At 40.0% G+C, this 17,124-nt stretch carries 14 protein-coding genes; 7 read left to right on the top strand and 7 right to left on the bottom strand.

Features of this window, described 5'->3' with window-relative positions:
* Positions 1–24: 24 nt before the first annotated feature.
* Positions 25–675, top strand: coding sequence for a DUF3313 family protein (locus tag KZZ04_RS05865; RefSeq protein ID WP_058403186.1), 651 nt, complete (start codon positions 25–27; stop codon positions 673–675).
* Between the two features lie 17 nt (positions 676–692).
* On the opposite strand, the gene gltS is transcribed toward KZZ04_RS05865, so the two are convergent.
* From gltS to KZZ04_RS05885, 4 genes are all read right to left on the bottom strand, one after another.
* Positions 693–1,892 (bottom strand): sodium/glutamate symporter, encoded by a 1,200-nt coding sequence (gene gltS / locus KZZ04_RS05870; protein ID WP_219422113.1) that lies wholly within the window; start codon positions 1,890–1,892, stop codon positions 693–695.
* Positions 1,889–2,323, bottom strand: coding sequence for a potassium channel family protein (locus tag KZZ04_RS05875; RefSeq protein WP_058403184.1), 435 nt, complete (start codon positions 2,321–2,323; stop codon positions 1,889–1,891). The genes gltS and KZZ04_RS05875 overlap by 4 nt, the downstream gene beginning before the upstream one ends.
* A gap of 438 nt (positions 2,324–2,761) precedes the next feature.
* A complete protein-coding gene (locus KZZ04_RS05880; protein ID WP_219422114.1) occupies positions 2,762–3,175 on the bottom strand; it encodes a hypothetical protein in 414 nt (137 codons plus the stop codon).
* A 71-nt stretch (positions 3,176–3,246) separates the two neighbouring features.
* Positions 3,247–3,693 carry a hypothetical protein gene (locus KZZ04_RS05885; RefSeq protein ID WP_219422115.1) on the bottom strand — a complete coding sequence of 149 codons (447 nt, stop codon included), beginning with the start codon at positions 3,691–3,693 and terminating at the stop codon, positions 3,247–3,249.
* 731 nt (positions 3,694–4,424) lie between these two features.
* Here KZZ04_RS05885 and KZZ04_RS05890 point away from each other — a divergent pair.
* Genes KZZ04_RS05890 through KZZ04_RS05900 form a run of 3 tightly spaced genes read left to right on the top strand, consistent with a single transcriptional unit; the run spans position 4,425 to position 8,131 of the window.
* Positions 4,425–6,278, top strand: a complete 1,854-nt coding sequence (locus tag KZZ04_RS05890) for a CIA30 family protein (RefSeq protein WP_219422116.1) — start codon at positions 4,425–4,427, stop codon at positions 6,276–6,278.
* A 27-nt stretch (positions 6,279–6,305) separates the two neighbouring features.
* Positions 6,306–7,346 carry a sensor histidine kinase gene (locus tag KZZ04_RS05895; RefSeq protein WP_219422117.1) on the top strand — a complete coding sequence of 347 codons (1,041 nt, stop codon included), beginning with the start codon at positions 6,306–6,308 and terminating at the stop codon, positions 7,344–7,346.
* The gene (locus KZZ04_RS05900) at positions 7,343–8,131 is read left to right on the top strand and encodes a LytTR family DNA-binding domain-containing protein (protein ID WP_219422118.1); all 789 of its coding nucleotides are present in this window, start codon (positions 7,343–7,345) and stop codon (positions 8,129–8,131) included. The genes KZZ04_RS05895 and KZZ04_RS05900 overlap by 4 nt, the downstream gene beginning before the upstream one ends.
* 1 nt (position 8,132) lies before the next feature.
* Here KZZ04_RS05900 and KZZ04_RS05905 read toward each other — a convergent pair whose 3' ends face one another.
* Complete coding sequence (locus KZZ04_RS05905) at positions 8,133–8,552, bottom strand: hypothetical protein (RefSeq protein WP_219422119.1); 420 nt, start codon at positions 8,550–8,552, stop codon at positions 8,133–8,135.
* A gap of 200 nt (positions 8,553–8,752) precedes the next feature.
* On the opposite strand from KZZ04_RS05905, the gene uvrA reads away from it, so the two are divergent.
* On the top strand, positions 8,753–11,335 hold the full coding sequence (gene uvrA / locus KZZ04_RS05910; protein WP_219422120.1) for an excinuclease ABC subunit UvrA: 2,583 nt from the start codon (positions 8,753–8,755) through the stop codon (positions 11,333–11,335).
* A gap of 50 nt (positions 11,336–11,385) precedes the next feature.
* Here the strand turns inward: uvrA and KZZ04_RS05915 are convergent, their stop codons facing one another.
* Both KZZ04_RS05915 and KZZ04_RS05920 read right to left on the bottom strand, forming a co-directional pair.
* Positions 11,386–12,003, bottom strand: a complete 618-nt coding sequence (locus KZZ04_RS05915) for a LysE family translocator (protein WP_219422121.1) — start codon at positions 12,001–12,003, stop codon at positions 11,386–11,388.
* A gap of 71 nt (positions 12,004–12,074) precedes the next feature.
* Positions 12,075–14,537, bottom strand: a complete 2,463-nt coding sequence (locus tag KZZ04_RS05920) for a S9 family peptidase (RefSeq protein WP_219422122.1) — start codon at positions 14,535–14,537, stop codon at positions 12,075–12,077.
* A gap of 164 nt (positions 14,538–14,701) precedes the next feature.
* Between KZZ04_RS05920 and KZZ04_RS05925 the strand changes: the two genes are divergently transcribed.
* Positions 14,702–15,706: a LacI family DNA-binding transcriptional regulator gene (locus KZZ04_RS05925; RefSeq protein WP_138529838.1), complete on the top strand. Its 1,005-nt coding sequence runs from the start codon at positions 14,702–14,704 to the stop codon at positions 15,704–15,706.
* The gene (locus KZZ04_RS05930) at positions 15,703–16,932 is read left to right on the top strand and encodes a glycosyltransferase family 4 protein (RefSeq protein ID WP_219422123.1); all 1,230 of its coding nucleotides are present in this window, start codon (positions 15,703–15,705) and stop codon (positions 16,930–16,932) included. Before KZZ04_RS05925 ends, KZZ04_RS05930 begins: the two co-directional genes overlap by 4 nt.
* Positions 16,933–17,124 lie beyond the last annotated feature (192 nt).

Consider the following 17,124-nt stretch of genomic DNA (forward strand, 5'->3'; position numbering starts at 1 on the left):
CCAAATTAATTAAGGTTTTTCTCAGTGAAACAATCACAAATTAAAAAGTTAATTTCTGGATCTATTATATCTACCACTCTGTTTATAAGTGCTTGTACAGGAATAAGTAAGAATGTAGTAAAAGAAGATATAAATGCTGACTTAGCGGGCTTAATTCAAGATGAGTCAATGAAACCTGCGTTAGTTTACATCAGGCCTGATGCGCCCACACTCGCAGATTATAAAAAGTTTATGTTTGATCCAATCAAAATCGATTATTCAGATCCAGATATAAAAAATATATCTACCGAGGATATCCAATCTTTGCAAAGTTATTTTTTATCAGCGATGACCACTGAACTGAATAATTCAGGCTATCAAGTTGTGACACAACCAGACAAAAACGTTTTAAGAATTTCGTTTACTTTATCTAACTTAAAAGCTCCGTCATCGCTAATGAATGCGACACTGTTAGTAGTACCAGGCGTAACACTCAGTGTCGGTGAAGTATCTATTGAGGGAGTTTTTAGAGACTCTATAAGCAGAAAAGTTAACGCCGTCGTGTACGAAGGTAGCCAAGGAAGTTACCTATTTAAAGATAAACCATGGAGTACATTTAGTGACATAGAGGCAGCGTTTGACCGCTGGGCTATTGGCTTTACTAAAGCAGTTAATTCAGCCCATAACGCTAAGTAACACGATAATGCGCTGACTTAAAACAAAGTCAGCGCAAATTTAATAATAAACGAATTACTAATATCTACAAAAAATGCCGCAACCAATGGTAATATTATAAACGCAACTGGTGCAGGCCCATGAGATTTTGTCACTGCCGTCATGTTTGCGATTGCCGTTGGTGTCGCTCCCAGTACAAACCCACCAAAACCTGCACTTAAAACTGCTGATTCATAATTTTTTCCCATTAAAGGAAAAACAATAAACAAAATAAATATCACCGCAGTTAACGTTTGAAATACTAAAATAAGCAGTAAATCACTCGCTAAATCTGCAATTACCCATAATTGCATACTCATTAACGACATAGTTAAAAACAGGCTAAGAGAAAAATCAGATACAATAGCTAATGACTTTGTTCTTGCAGGCCAATTTAACTTTGGGATCAAATAAGGAACCGTATTCGATAAAAACATCCCAACTATTAAGCAAGAAACAAATAAAGGTAACTTAACTCCAAAGCTGACCAAATATTCATTAATTATATAACCTGCAATAATGCAGATATGAATAACTAAAATAACGGCCATAAAATTTAAGTGCGAAAAATTTTCAGAATCAGATTTAGTGTATTCAATTCCTACCGATAAAGACGATGACTCACTGGATAATTTATATTTATTTATCAGGTATTTAGCAATAGGTCCGCCAATTAAACTAGCAATAACTAAACCTAATGTGGCTGATGCTATACCAATCTCAAGCGCACTTTCGATCCCTCTTTCTGCAATTACGGGCGACCAAGCTATAGCTGTTCCATGTCCTCCAATAAGAGACGACGACCCTGCTAATATACCTATTTCTTTTGATATATTAAGGCTATAAGCACCAGCAACACCTACTACATTTTGTAATACAATAAATGTTAAGGTGAGGGTAAGTAATATAAATAAGGGTTTACCCCCTTTAACTAAGTCAGACACCCGAGCATTTAAGCCTATGGCTGTAAAGAAGTAAACTAACAACCTATCGCGGGTTGATAAATCAAAGTTTATTTCACTTTCTAAGAAAAAATACGCAAAAGTAATGGCTATCGCAGCGATCAAACCACCAGTCACCGGCTCAGGTATATTAAAATGCCTTAAAAAGGGAATTTTTTTTGTTAAATATATACCCACAAAAAAGATTAAAATAGCAATAGTGTAAGTTAAAAAACTATCTACATTAACAATATTCACTTTAAGTCCTTTGATTGTGCTTTTCTGATCTGGGAAATAGCTTCAATGAGAAATGCAGTATTTAGGCCCACTATTATTAACCCATTTACAGCTGTTAAACTGCCAAGCAGTCGCCATTGAGTTCCCAATACAACATCGCCGTAACCAAGCGTTGTAAAGGTAACAACCGAAAAGTAAAGTGCGGGCTCTAACTCACTAAACACCTCAAAAATTAAAAATATAGCAGCCCATAACCACGCACTTGCCGTTAAGCCTCCAACGAGCCAAATTACCATCGCCGTTACCACAAAAATCATTTTTAAGGTTTTAGAGTCCTTTAATAACCAGTCGCTAATATTGGCCAACACTTTAGATAAAACACCAATAAACATTGCTTGTATAAGCACCGTGCCACAGATAACAAACGTTCCTATAATTAGCTGTATGAGCATTTTAATCCCACTGTATAAATCTTAATATTTTAAATAACATTATACATAAAATTAACAACAAGGTAGGAACCTGTAATAACTATAATAAAGTATTTTCAATACCGTTATTTAACCGTTTATTACTGCTATTAGCAACGTACTAAAACTCAGCCAAAACCTAAGCAAGACAATATTTAGCTAAATAAAAACAGAAATAAACACTTAAAACCAAAAGGAAATGCAGTAAACGTAAACATCACTAAACCGCTAAGTAATCATCGGGAAAGCAATAAAAAAATGTTTGGCGTAAATCATCGATTAAGTAAAAACGACAGATAGTTATGCCTGTACTTGCTTTAACTCACCTGACTCATATTCCGTTAAATTTTAATTTAACTCGATAGGTTAGATTTAGTCTGCAAAATGCCAATTGAGGACACTCATAACCTTAGTCACTTGTTATATTTTATTTTTCAATTTATAAGAACCATTAAATACAGCATTGAAGCAATTGTATTGGTGTGGACAATTACGCAAATTTACAATTAGATTGCTTCCTCTAAGTGTTATTGAGCCAGAGTAAGAGTTTAATATTTGTAACTTATTTTTATAGGTTATCTTGAAATCATTTTCAGTCAGCTCACCGGACAATTGATCGATATGTATTTTGTAAAGCACATCATGGTAAGTTGGCCAAAACATTTGAGATTCGTCGTGAACCATATTTGGCATTTTGCCTTTCAAAATAAGCTCAAATCTTTTAAGTTCACCATTTTTAACAACAACATCATTTTCAAATGATGCGCTGCCCAATAAAGCACAACTTGATAGAAACACACTCAAAAATATTAATAGTAGTCGATTCATAATCATAAAATATAACGCCCGATTAACGGGTTAATAATTGTGGGCTAAAATTGAGCGAAGCGAGGAGCACGCAGTTTTTAATCCCTGTTTAATTGTTTGTTAGGTGCGTAAGAATTCAAGTACTCACCTACTCGACCACCAAATAGTGAAGGTGATGTATAATGTATTTTCCGTTTAACATATGTGCAAGACTCTTTAACTCTGTCGCTGCTCTCAGATTGCCACAATGCTATGTCTGTATTTTTTACTATTTCATTTAATGGTTGCTTGCCGATGATAACTGCTTTATCGATGAGTTGTTTGTTACTTAAATACCACTCATTTATTTCTTCTTGGATAGCGGGATCACAGTATCTTTTTAAAGATAATACGTAGCTAAAAACCTGACGAGCTTTAAATGCAGCATCTTGATATGAGCAAACACCATCTCGCCTTTGCTTGCCCTCTGGGATTGCTGCACAAGGTTCCACAGCAGACACTTTAAATGAAAAAAGCAGAAGCAAAGTTATTAATACAATCTTCATTAGCACCTAACATTTTAGTATTTATGCGACACGCAGTTTGTGTTGCATAATCGCTTGTTGGACTGAGGCGCTACCTGCTCGGTGTGTCAGAGTTGGTGTTGTTTATGCTATGGGAATTTGCTTTTTAGAGGCTCTCACTTTCCTCGCTAATTTAATCAGCTTAGCGAGTGTTATGTAAGCTTTCCCTGCATTGCTCAGCGTTTATTATCTATTCATTAAACCGAATGTTTAACCGTTAAGCAAGGATATTTTTCGCTCACACAGTCGCTATTAACCTGAGCAATTAAGCAGGTTAACTTATTGATTTGATGCAGCAAGCAAGGCTGCTAACTCGTTCGCGCTACTTTATTTGTCGCCTCATCTAAATTCATCAACCAATAAATCGTAAAGTACCCGTCTTGCATAAGTCGAGGGGCAAATCTTGACTTCAGACATTCAGACTTTTGACTAACTATTTCTCTCTCATAGCTGCCTTTGATAACCATTCTAACATGATCAAATTTTAAAGCTTTGCCTTAAACTAGGCACACACGTCGATGGAACCTATCGCTCATTCAAAACACTTAATTTAGTTAGCTTGGGCGCCCCACCACAACGCTTATTTACTTTTGTGTCGGTTCAACTGCTAATAATGTTGATTCAGATAAACATTAATGAAGCAGGTTATAAAACTCGCTAAATTTCTTACCAACAAAACGCCAAATACCTATTTATTGATAAGGAATACAGTCATGAACATTATTACAAAAACAGTTATAGCACTGAGCTTAGCAAGCCACTTTAGTGCGCACGCCATTGACCTTCGAGTCGATAACATTCGTTTATACCAAAGTAGTTCGCAAAGCTTTTCTGCGCCAAGTTCGCTGTATATTGATGAGGGTAAAATAGTAAGTATTACTAAAGCGACTGACCCACTACAAAACGCCGATAATACTATTAATGCCAACAACCAATATGCAATACCCGGTTTAATTGATTTGCATGTACATTTGGGCTCATCGGGCAGTAACTTTTCTGAGTTTCAGTATTTGCCGGTTAAGTCGCACTTTAATTCTAATTTGTATTTAGGCGTAACTAATATTGTTGATTTGTTTTCGTTTGAGCAAACCCTAAACGAAGCCGCACAATTAAAAGAAGCCCACCTAACCCCTAACCTTTTCTATGCAGGTACATTGTTTACTAATCCTGGCGGACATGGCACGCAGTTTGGCGGCCACGCATACGAAATTGCAAAAGATGAAGACATAGCAGCGCTATGGCAAAAACATATAAGCACTAAGCCACATGTAACTAAAGCTGTTATTGAAACTTTTGGCGGTGTAGGTGAATCGTTAACTGATAGCCAATTAAGCGAATTAGGTAAGCGCTCTAAAGCCGCTAATTTACCGTATTTTGTGCATGTTTCTACACTAAATGATGGTAAACGCGCTATTAAGGCCGGTGCAACGGCTTTAGCGCATGGTATTAATAGCGAAGCGATTGACGATGAGTTTATTACGCTTATGAAAAAGCATAACGTAACCTACATCCCTACGCTTGCGGTGTACCACAATCATAGCGATGAAAAGCATAACCATACTATTAGCTCACAAAGTGCGTTACTAAAAACTATTCCCGAAAAGCTTCAAGGGTGTTTGTTTGAAAACGTGCCTGCCCCTTCAAAATGGAAAGAGCACGCGTGGGATGAGCGTAAAACTGCTTATGCAAATATACAAAAGTTACATAAAGCTAATATCGCTATTGGCACAGGCTCTGATGCCGGTAACCCATACACGCTGCACGGTACTGGGTTACACAACGAGCTAGATGCACTTAAAAAAGCAGGCTTAACTAACGGTGAAATCATTAATGCGGCAACGGTTTACGGCGCAAAAGCGATTAATAAAGCCGGGAGCATTGGCAAACTTGCTAAAGGCTTTGAGGCAAGCTTTGTATTGCTTAAGCAAAACCCACTTGATGATATAAACCACATTCACACTATCTCAGAGGTTTATAAAACAGGTGTACAAGTAGACCGCCCAGCGCTTATTGCTCAAAACAAAGCCATAAAGCCACAAGGCCCTGCTTGTAATGAAGTAATAAAAAGTAGCCAAGCGCAACATGTTATTGATGATTTTACCGGTGAAACACCATGGCAAGCTTTAAGCGACTCGGTGATGGGGGGCCAGTCTGTGGCAACACTTACCACGAATAAAAATAGCTTAACCATAAATACAACCATTACAAAGCCAACCAGCTTTGGCGCGTGGGCAGGCGCTGAAATTAAATTTACATCGCCGGCTGATGCCTCAGCATTTAAAGGCATTCGGTTAACCTATAAAGGCTCAACTACACCTTTTGCTATGTCTGTTTATCATAGTGATGTAAAAGATTGGGATCACTTTAGTGTACTTTTAAAACCGCGCGATGAGTGGACAACGCTTGATATTCCTTTTTCCACTTTTAAACAATTTGGCTTTGGTAGCCCAGTTACGTGTTCGGCAACTGAATTAACTGGGGTTAACTTAATGTGGCGTAAAATGCCAGGCGCAAGCAATGAGCCATTAAAAAACACACTACAAATCAAGGAGCTAACTTACTTTTAAATAAGTTACAGTCAAAACACAAAGTCTTTGGGTTTTGACTGTTTTTTGTTATGGTTTAATCACTTACAAAAAGAAGCACCTATTATGCTCAAACATCATTTTTATAAATACAGCTTTTTTATTTTACTTGTTGTAGATATTGCTTATGCCCTTGGGCTCATAATTGCTAACTCTGCGCCCTTAACAGGCGGTAGTGCACTTGCTGCTACCGTGTGGTTTGTTACTTTTTACTGGGTGCCGGTATGGAGTGCGGCAGCGGTTATTTTTTACTTGCGCAATAAGCACATTAATAAAATAGCACTTGAATGGTTAATTGCCGTTGTATTTATGGCCCTCGGTAATGTGCTTACCGATGTATTACTGACACTGCTTTTTGATGGGCATAAATCAATGGGGATTTTTGTTGTATTTAACGGCTTACTTTGGGGCTCGTGTATTTACTTTACCAGTATTTTTATTGAAAACAAAAAACGCGCAACAGCCGAAAAACACGCACTTAAACAAGCTCAACTTGCTACATTGCGCTACCAGTTAAACCCACATTTTATGTTTAATAGCTTAAATACAATTTCGGCTTATATTCATACAAACCCCGATTTAGCCGATGAAGTACTTCATGAACTTGCTGATATTTTAAGGTACTCGCTTGATACTGCCGAGCAACAGCAAATACCTTTACAGCAAGAGCTTACAATAATAGAAAAGTACCTAAATATTGAAAAAGCACGCTTTGGCGATAAGCTACAGGTTAACTACCACATTCCCAATCCCCTTAAAAACATAACGCTACCACCGCTACTTATTCAGCCCATAATTGAAAACGCCATTAAACATAACGCCAAACAAACGTCGTTAATACTTAATATAACGTTAAGTGAGCTGCCTAACGGCGTTAAAATACAAATTAGCGATAATGGTAAAGGGTTCTCGAGTGATGTTATAAAACACGGGCATGGCAATGGTATAGGGATGAAAAACATCATGCTACGCGTTAATCAACTTGGACAAAGTAAAGTAATACTCAGCAATGATAATGGGGCTGTTGTTACGCTGGAGCTAACGTTATGAACAATAAAAACCAGCCAAATACAGCATCTAAAATGCGCATATTATTTGCCGATGATGAGCTTCCCGCTCGCGAAAAATTAAGCCATCAATTAAGTTTAATGGAGCATGTTGATGTAGTGGGTATGGCCAAAAATGGCAAAGAGGCCATTTCATTAATTAATGAGCTAAAACCTGATGTGGTATTACTTGATATACAAATGCCTGAAATTAACGGCTTAGAGCTTATTGATTTACTTAACTACCAGCCCATTATTATTTACACAACCGCGTATGACCAATTTGCGATTGAAGCATTCGAGCACGCCTCTACAGATTACTTACTTAAACCTTTTCCTATTGCTCGATTAAAAAAAGCACTCGCTAAAGCGCAGCAGCTACTTGAGCAAAAGCGTGCCCACTGCCAAGTTAACAGCCCAGAACACGAGCAAACCTTTGCATTATCCGAAAACACATTAAATAAGCTAATTAGTAAAAACGGTGAGCGTATATTTTTACTCTCCCCGGGTGACATTAAATTTATTAAATCAGAACAAGGTAATAGTTTGGCGTGGAATGGCGACACATTTCATCACTTAAGCGATACACTCGATCAGCTTGAACATGCCTTAGTAACAAAAAACTTTGTACGAATTCATCGAAGTTACTTGGTTAACGTTGACCACATTAAAGAAATACAGCGCTGGTTTAACGGTAAGTTAATGGTAATTGTAAATGATGATGTTAAATCAGAGCTTAGCACCAGCAGAGCCGGTGCCGATAAACTAAAGCAATTACTACACATTTAACTTATCTAAAAATTTGTTTCTGATCATTGCTTGAATACACACTTAAAATAGGAAACTTATATTCCGCAAACGAAACGGTAACTGATTGCGTTTCGTTACCTTTAAAACTTAATTTAAAAGGTTGAGGAGCTAATCGCGTACCATCTGCAAATAAAGCGAGTAAGTGATCTTCGTTAAGCTCTCTATTTCCCGATGATACATTTGTTAATGTGATAACTGCCCAACGTTCGCCTTCGTTATTACTCATTAATATGTAATTTAACACCTCAAAGTCGCCTTTTTTTGGTGTGATATTAGCATCGTTTGGAAATGCTAAATGCAAGCTATTGGGTATTGCTCTGTCTACGTTTATTACTTTTTCACTATTTGCCAATGCCGAAAACGAAAGCATAACCAACATTATAATCCATATTTTAGCCATATTTGTGTTCTCCAATAAACATACTATTTGTATATGCAAGCGCAAAATATACTCTCAGTATTTACCTATTATGTAAACATACAAAAACTTTATTACTATAATAAGCTCTCATTCACAGTGGTAATTGTAATATTAAGGCTTTGCAGTTCATCTATTAAATAGGCTAATTAATACAGGGTCATTAAACAGGAGTAAATTACATGGCAACCACACCTAAAAAGTTACATGAGGTTAGTAAGGCACAATCGGCTTTATTAAACCCAGAACACAGCATTCAAGTAAAAGGCGCACGTGTTCATAACTTAAAAGATGTGGAAGTAAACCTGCCCCGTAATTCACTTGTTGTTTTTACCGGTATATCGGGCTCGGGTAAATCATCGCTTGCCTTTGGAACACTATTTGCCGAATCGCAACATCGTTACCTTGATTCGGTATCCCCTTATGCACGCCGATTAATCGATCAGGTAGACGAGCCTGATGTAGACTCAATTGAAGGACTGCCACCAGCGGTAGCATTACAACAACAGCGTGGTGCACCCTCGGTACGCTCATCGGTTGGTAGTGTAACCACTATTTCTAACGCGCTGCGAATGCTTTACTCACGCGCAGGCGAATACCCAAAAGGGCAAGGCATACTGTACGCCGATGCATTTTCGCCTAATACGCCACAAGGCGCCTGCCCAGAGTGCCACGGTATTGGCCGTGTATTTAACGTAATCGAAGAGCTGCTAGTGCCCGACCCCACTAAATCAATTAAAGAGCGAGCTATTGCAGCATGGCCGCCGGCTTGGCAGGGTAAAAACCTAAGCCGTATTCTTACTTCTTTAGGTTACGACATTAATAAACCGTGGAATACCCTGCCTAAAAAAGCCCGTGATTGGATTTTATTTACCGACGAAACACCCACAGTGCCCGTGTTTCCCGAGTACACGCTTGAGCAAACACAAGCAGCTATTAAAAATGAAGAAAGCCCTAGCTACATGGGTACATTTATAAGTGCTAAACGCTTTGTTTTACAATCGTTTGCGAGCACTCAAAGCCCACGTACTAAAAAGCGCGTATCGCAGTATATGCAAATATCACAATGCCCGCAGTGCGAAGGTAAAAAGCTTAAAAAAGAGTCGTTATCGGTTAAAGTAACGGGCCTTGATATAGGCGAAATTTCGCAATTAACACTCAATGAGCTGGCAGATAAATTAAGGTTTGCCGCTAATAACCCCGCTAAAAGTAACGCTGCAAATCCCGAAAAAGCCATAGTCGCAAAGCGTATAGCAGGCGACATTCTTAAACGCGTTGAGGCACTCACCAAACTTGGTTTAGGGTATTTGTCGCTTGAACGCACCACCCCATCTTTATCGCCCGGTGAATTACAACGCTTAAGGCTTGCAACGCAAATTCGCTCAAAATTATTTGGCGTAGTGTATGTGTTAGATGAGCCTTCTGCAGGTTTACACCCTGCCGACACACAAGCTTTATTAGCCGCACTAGATGAGCTAATAGCCGCTGGTAACTCAGTGTTTGTGGTTGAGCACGACGTAAGTGTTATTCGCCATGCCGATTGGGTGGTTGATGTAGGGCCAAATGCGGGCTCCCGTGGCGGTAATATTGTTTATAGCGGCCATGTTGAGGGCTTAAAGCAAATTAGCAGCTCACACACAAGCCAGTACTTATTTAAAAATAACGAATCTCAGCAAGCTCAAGTACAAAACAAACAACGCCAAGCAAAAGCATGGCTTACGCTTAAAAATGTTGAGCGTAACAACTTACAAAAGCTTAATGTAGAATTTCCGCTTGGGGTTATTACAAGTGTTACAGGGGTATCTGGCTCAGGTAAATCAAGCTTAGTAAGCCAAGCGCTTGTTGACTTGGTTTACGATGCACTGGGGCAAAAATCGCAGCCACAAATACCTACAGATGAAGCCGAGCTACTCGAGCAAGAGCTCGATATAACAACCGGCGGGCAAATAACTGGAGGCATTGAGCACATAAAGCGCCTAATAAGCGTTGATCAAAAAGCCATTGGCCGCACACCTCGCTCAAACCTTGCAACTTACACCGGTTTGTTCGATCACGTACGTAAACTGTTTGCCAATACCAAAGAGGCAAAAGCACGTAAGTACGACGCCGGTCGCTTTTCGTTTAACGTTAAAAAGGGTCGCTGCGAAAATTGCGAGGGCGTAGGCTTTGTAAGCGTGGAGCTGTTATTTTTACCTAGCGTGTATTCGCCTTGCCCTGTGTGTAACGCCAAGCGCTACAACCAAAAAACACTTGAAATTACCTACAAAGATAAAACCATTGCCGATGTACTTAATTTAACCGTTGAGTCGGCGCATACATTTTTTGCCGATGAACCCGCTATTTTACGTGCGCTAAATGCGCTGCTACAAGTGGGCCTTGGCTATTTACGTTTAGGCCAACCTGCTACTGAGCTTTCGGGCGGTGAAGCCCAGCGCATTAAACTTGCCACTGAACTACAACGTACACAGCGCGGCGATACGCTTTATATTTTAGATGAACCAACCACTGGCCTGCACCCTAAAGATGTAGCCATGCTAATGGCGCGGTTAAATGGCTTAGTTGATGCTGGCAACACCGTCATTATGGTTGAGCACGATATGCAAGTAGCCAGTAACAGTGATTGGGTTATTGATATTGGCCCAGGAGCCGGCGACGAAGGCGGGGTAATAGTTGCACAAGGTAAACCTGAAAGCGTCGCTGAATCTCAAAAAAGTAAAACGGCACCATTTTTAAAAGCGCAGTTAAATCACGTATGCTCTGATTAAAGGGTTAAAAGCAGTATGCACAAAATAAAAAGAGCCCCAGGCTCTTTTTATTAGTCTAAGGCTAACCAAACACCTACAAGCATCATTAAACTGCCTGCAATTCGGTTCATCCATTTAATATTATCGCCTCGGGCTAAAAACAGGCGCAGGCTTTTACCACCTGTTGCATACGCTAACATACTTACAAATTCGGTTATCATAATTACGCTAAGTAAAATAAATAACTGTGGCGCAACAGCCTGGTCAACATTAATAAACGGTGGGAGTAATGAGATCATAAACGCCCACCCTTTAGGGTTTGCAATGGCAGTTACAAAGCCTTGCGTAAAAAGCGACTGGCGACTTACGTCACTTGGTTTTGAAGTATCAACCGACATTTTTCCTTTGGCGCGCCACATATTTACGCCAATATAAATTAAATACCCGCCGCCTACCCATTTTAAAATAGCAAAGGCCTCTGGGTAATTTAGCATTACACTTGCAACACCGAGTACCGCAGCAACGGCAACACTCGCCACCCCTAATAGCTCACCTATCATCATCCATAAGGTTCGGCGCACACCTATGCTCATGCCGAGTGTCATGGCAAGCGTCATACACATACCAGGCGTAATAGACACAAAAAAGAACGTTGGAATAAAAACCGCAAGCGCTGCTACATCAATCATTAATTTACTCTCGTATTAAAAACAAAAACGCGGCTATAAGTAGCCGCGTTGTTGCTTACTTATGTTTATTACTATTGCCCAGTACTTGCCACTGGTTCAGTAATTACTTCTACTGGCTCTGCTGTATCATTTAACAAATATTTATCTAGCCACTGCTCTTGTTCCCACAGTACGTGTAATAAGCTTTTACGTGCGCGGTAACCATGCGCTTCGTAAGGAAGCATAACTAAACGAGCGTCTTTACCTAAGCCTTTAAGCGCTGCGTACATGCGCTCACTTTGCATTGGGAAAGTGCCCGAATTAGGGTCCTCTTTACCATGAATCATTAGCATGGGTTCGTTTATTTTTTCAGCGTGAAAAAACGGCGACATATTAGCGTACACACTTTGTGCTTGCCAAAAATCACGTTCTTCGCCCTGAAAACCAAACGGCGTTAACGTACGGTTGTAAGCACCACTGCGGGCAATACCGGTTTTAAATAAATCGCTATGCGCCAATAAGTTAGCAACCATAAATGCACCGTATGAATGCCCTGCTATGGCTATTTTATTTTTATCAGCAATCCCTTTATTAACTAACACATCTACCGCAGCTTGCGCGCTTGCTACAAGTTGTGTTCTAAAGTTATCGTTTGGCTCGCTGCCATCAATACCAACAATGGGCATTTTAGGGTCGTCAAACACGGCAATACCTTTGGCAAGGTACGGCATTGGGCCCCAGTAGCCAATGTAAGTAAACTCGTAAGGCGACTCGCGAACCTGAGATGCTACAGCTTTGTCTTTGTATTCAAGCGGGTAAGCCCACATAAGCACAGGTAAAGTACCTTGTGTTTTGTCGTACCCTGGTGGTAAATATAACGTGCCCGAAAGCTCAACACCGTCGTCGCGCTTATAACGCACTTGCTCTTTAGTTACGCCTTTAAATGCAGGGTATGGGTGTTCAAATTGCGTTAGTTGGGTGAGCGAATCGTTATCTAAATCACGAATAAAAAAGTTAGGCTGCTCAGTTTTAGACTCACGGATAGTAATAAAGCGCTCGCCTTCGTCATCAAGTAGAGCTCGTACGCGCTCGTAATAAGGCGCTTCTGATTGCCATAAACGCTTGCTGCTATTTGTTTTTACATCGTACCTGTCTAAAAACGGAATATTACCTTGCTCTGACGCGCCATTGCCGCGCAGATAAATATAACGCCCACCAAGGACTTTAATTACATTAGCGCCTAAATCGTTACGCTCGTAAATAGCATTACCGGGATCTTTATAAGCATCGTTATAACTACGCTCTGAAAACAGCACACGGTTACTATCGGCATTACGTGGTTGAATAACATACGTACGTAATTGACGGTCGCTAAAGCGCCAATCGCTTAGCATAGCAATGTCGTTGTTAGCCCACTCCATACCCGCATAACGACGTTCTACTTTTGCAAGTAACTTTGGCTCGCGTTTAAATGGCGCACGTAAGCTGTAAATGTAATCGTGGTGCGGTACATCAGTTTTCATGTCGCCGCCATCTTGCGCTTCAGCCCAAATAACTTCAGCACCCTGATCTGCTCGCCATTCAAAATTACGTCTTCCTGTACGAACGCTGTCGTAGCCTTGTGGAATGTTATCGGCAAGTGATTGCTTAGCAAGCTCTGCTAATGCAAAACCGCGCATACCCCATATTTGCCATGTTGTTGCAAAACGGCTGTAAGGGACTTGATACGAAAACGGTTCGTTAATTCCCGCCACTAAAATATTGGTTGAGTCAGGCGATACCGAAAACGATTTAAATAACGCTGGGCTACCAATAGCTTGGGCCTTACCATCAAGGGTAATGTAAGCCAACTGACCTTGGCCAAAAAACTTAAATTGTGCTTCGTCGAACGGGCTCGTTAATAAATTTTGATACGTCCGTGCGGGGGCTTTTTCGCCAGTGCTTTGCTGAATAACTGGCACCACATTTTGACTGTTGTTTTCAAGTCGTGGTTTACCCACATTTACAGCTAGGTTTGCAATAATGGCCGTGCTGTCTGGTAACCATTGGTATGGCGATGCCGTTAAAACCGAGTTTAACGCTGCACTTGAAAGCATTTTTGCTTGTTTGCTTTCAACACTATAAAGCCACAAATTTGCTTCGTTTGTTTGTTCAACAATAAACGCTAGGTATTTGCTATTTGAAGACCACTTAGGCGAACGAATAATACCATTAGGTAAGTTATTAATATTAATAACTGTACCACTTTGCACATGCTTAAGTTCTACTGCACTAAAATTTGCGCGAACGCGTGTGCGTGAAAAGTTAGCCGGGTTTAGTTTAATACCCGCAAGTTTTAACTCTTCAATTGCAAGCTCATCAAGCGATACAACACGCCTGCGTTCAAATAACGCAAGCCACTGACCATCACTTGATAAGTAACTTGTGGGCGCCAATTTAGCATCTACCACTGCCGCCAAATTAGGAGATGGAGTTTGGTAGCCCTGCTCTGCATGACTAAATGGCAGTAATACAACACAACAAATAAAGGCAACTAACAGCCTAAAAGCGTTCATGTTTTTATCCTTTTGTTATTTTTTACACAATTATGTGTATATAAACACGTTTTGCTTTGTTCATAAAGCATTAAGGTGGCTTAAACCAATGCAAAAGATGACTTAACAGCCCTGTTTAAGCTACACTAACGCGTTTTTAATTTATCACTGCGGCAAACACAACTATGCGTAATAAAGCTAAATCTGTCACAATATTTGATGTTGCCGACCTTGCTGGTGTTTCCAAGTCAACCGTGTCCTTGGTGCTTACCCAAAGTAAAAAAGTAAGTGATAAAAGCAAACAACAGGTATTAAAAGCAATTGACGAGTTAGGTTATGTTTATAACCGCGATGCAGCCGCTATGCGCTCAAAGCGCTCTAATTTAATAGCTATAGTGATAAACGATTTAACTAATCCTGTTATGGCACAATTGGCCACCGAGCTTGAACAAATATTAAATGGCGAGGGTTTTCAGGCCGTTATTGTTAGCAGTAATAACAATGTTGAGCAGCAAACACGGGCAATTAATAAACTAAAAGAATACAACGCCGCCGGGTTTATAATTTGCCCCGTACCTAATACATGCACACAATGGTTAGACACATTACATACTCAGCATAGCGTTGTTACGTTAATGCAAGAGCTTACATTTAGTAACGCCCCTTGCGTGTTACCCGACTACAAAAAAGCAAGCCACATAGTTAGCATGCACTTGCTTTCTCAAGGGGTTACAAACATTGCGTTTATAGGCAGCAATTTACAATTAAGTAGCTGCTTAACACTTCAAAACGGCTTTAATACCGCATGTGCACAACACAGCATTTTGCCACTAAACGCAATCGAATGTGATGAAAACACCGCACATAGTGCCAAAAACGCTTTTACACAGGCCTATAAAAACAACCCTGCTATTAACGCCATTGTATGTGCAAATGACATTATTGCCCACGGTGTGCTAGCAGCCATAAAAACATTGCCCTTAACAGCTGAACAACGCATTAAAGTAGTGAGCTGCCAACAAATAAAAAATAACACCTTACTTGACGATACATTAACAAGTGTTGCAATCAGCACGCATGACATTGCAAAGCGTTGCCTTTTAGTACTTCAAGAACTACTACAAAATACAGCTCCACCGGTTAAAACACTGGTAAATGTGAACTTACAAATTAAAGAGTCTAGCCAATGAAAAAAGTGCTGGTAATTGGCTACGTATGGCCAGAACCCAATTCGTCTGCTGCGGGCACGCACATGATGTCGTTATTAAATGCATTTAAAGCACAAAACTGGCAAGTAGAGTTTGCCACCCCTGCTCAACGCACAGATCATATGGTAAACCTTGATGACTTTGGCATAACGAGCCAAAGCATTGCCCTTAACTGCGAAAGCTTTGACGAATACGTTAAAGCGTTCAGCCCAGACATAGTCATGTTTGACCGCTTTATGATGGAAGAACAATTTGGTTGGCGCATAGATAAACACTGTCCCAATGCTATTAAAATTCTCGATACCGAAGATTTACAATGCCTACGTAATGCACGCCACGAAGCGCACAAAGGCGAGCGCGAATTTACCACCAGCGACTTACATTCAGACATAGCAAAGCGCGAAATAGCGGCTATTTTGCGCTGCGACTTAAGCTTAATTATTTCAAGCTTTGAGATGAGCTTACTAAACAGTGTGTTTAAAGTAGAGCCAAGCTTATTACACCACTTACCGTTTATGGTCGATTTAAGCGCATTGCCCAAAACCACAAAAAGCTTTGATGAACGCGCGCACTTTATGACCATAGGTAACTTTAGACACGCCCCAAACTGGGATGCAGTGCTGTACTTACAAAAAATATGGCCATTAATTCGTAAGCAACTGCCAAAAGCCGAGCTACACATTTATGGCTCTTACCCGCCACCAAAAGCCACCGCACTTAATAACCCTAAAACGGGGTTTTTAATAAAAGGTTGGGCCGATAACGCCTATGATGTTATGCAAAGCGCACGTGTTTGTTTAGCGCCTCTTCGTTTTGGTGCAGGTATAAAAGGTAAGTTACTTGAAGCCATGATAATGCGAACTCCCAGCGTTACCACTAACATTGGCGCAGAGGGCATGCACAACGATTTACCATGGCCAGGTAAAGTTGCTAATAATACCGAAGACTTTGCAAATGCAGCCGTTGAGCTTTACAACAGTCAAACCGATTTTAAACACGCTCAACAAGCTGGTAATGCGCTACTAAATAGAGTTTACGACAAAGTAAAATTAAGCGCGGCGCTCATTAATAAAATAGATGTAATAAGCAATGATTTAAGCGCGCATCGCGAAAAAAACTTCACCGGACAAATGCTCAAACATCATACAATGCGCAGCACACAATACATGGCGCAATGGATAGCAGAAAAAAATAAAAAATTAGATTAAAAATGACTAGACACACACCAATTAGTCTTTAAAATCGCGGCCATTACACATGGGCGTTTTAGCCTATACTCTTAGCTAATTTTTATACCAACTCGCTTAATTAAGTGATCTATTTTGAGGGTGGAAAAACATGTTGATAGCAAGGCAAAAAATTTGTCGTTTAGTTGTTCTAAATGAGAATTTTTTAACGCA

Origin of the sequence: Pseudoalteromonas sp. CR1 (assembly GCF_019392235.1) — a bacterium.
Taxonomy (GTDB): domain Bacteria; phylum Pseudomonadota; class Gammaproteobacteria; order Enterobacterales; family Alteromonadaceae; genus Pseudoalteromonas.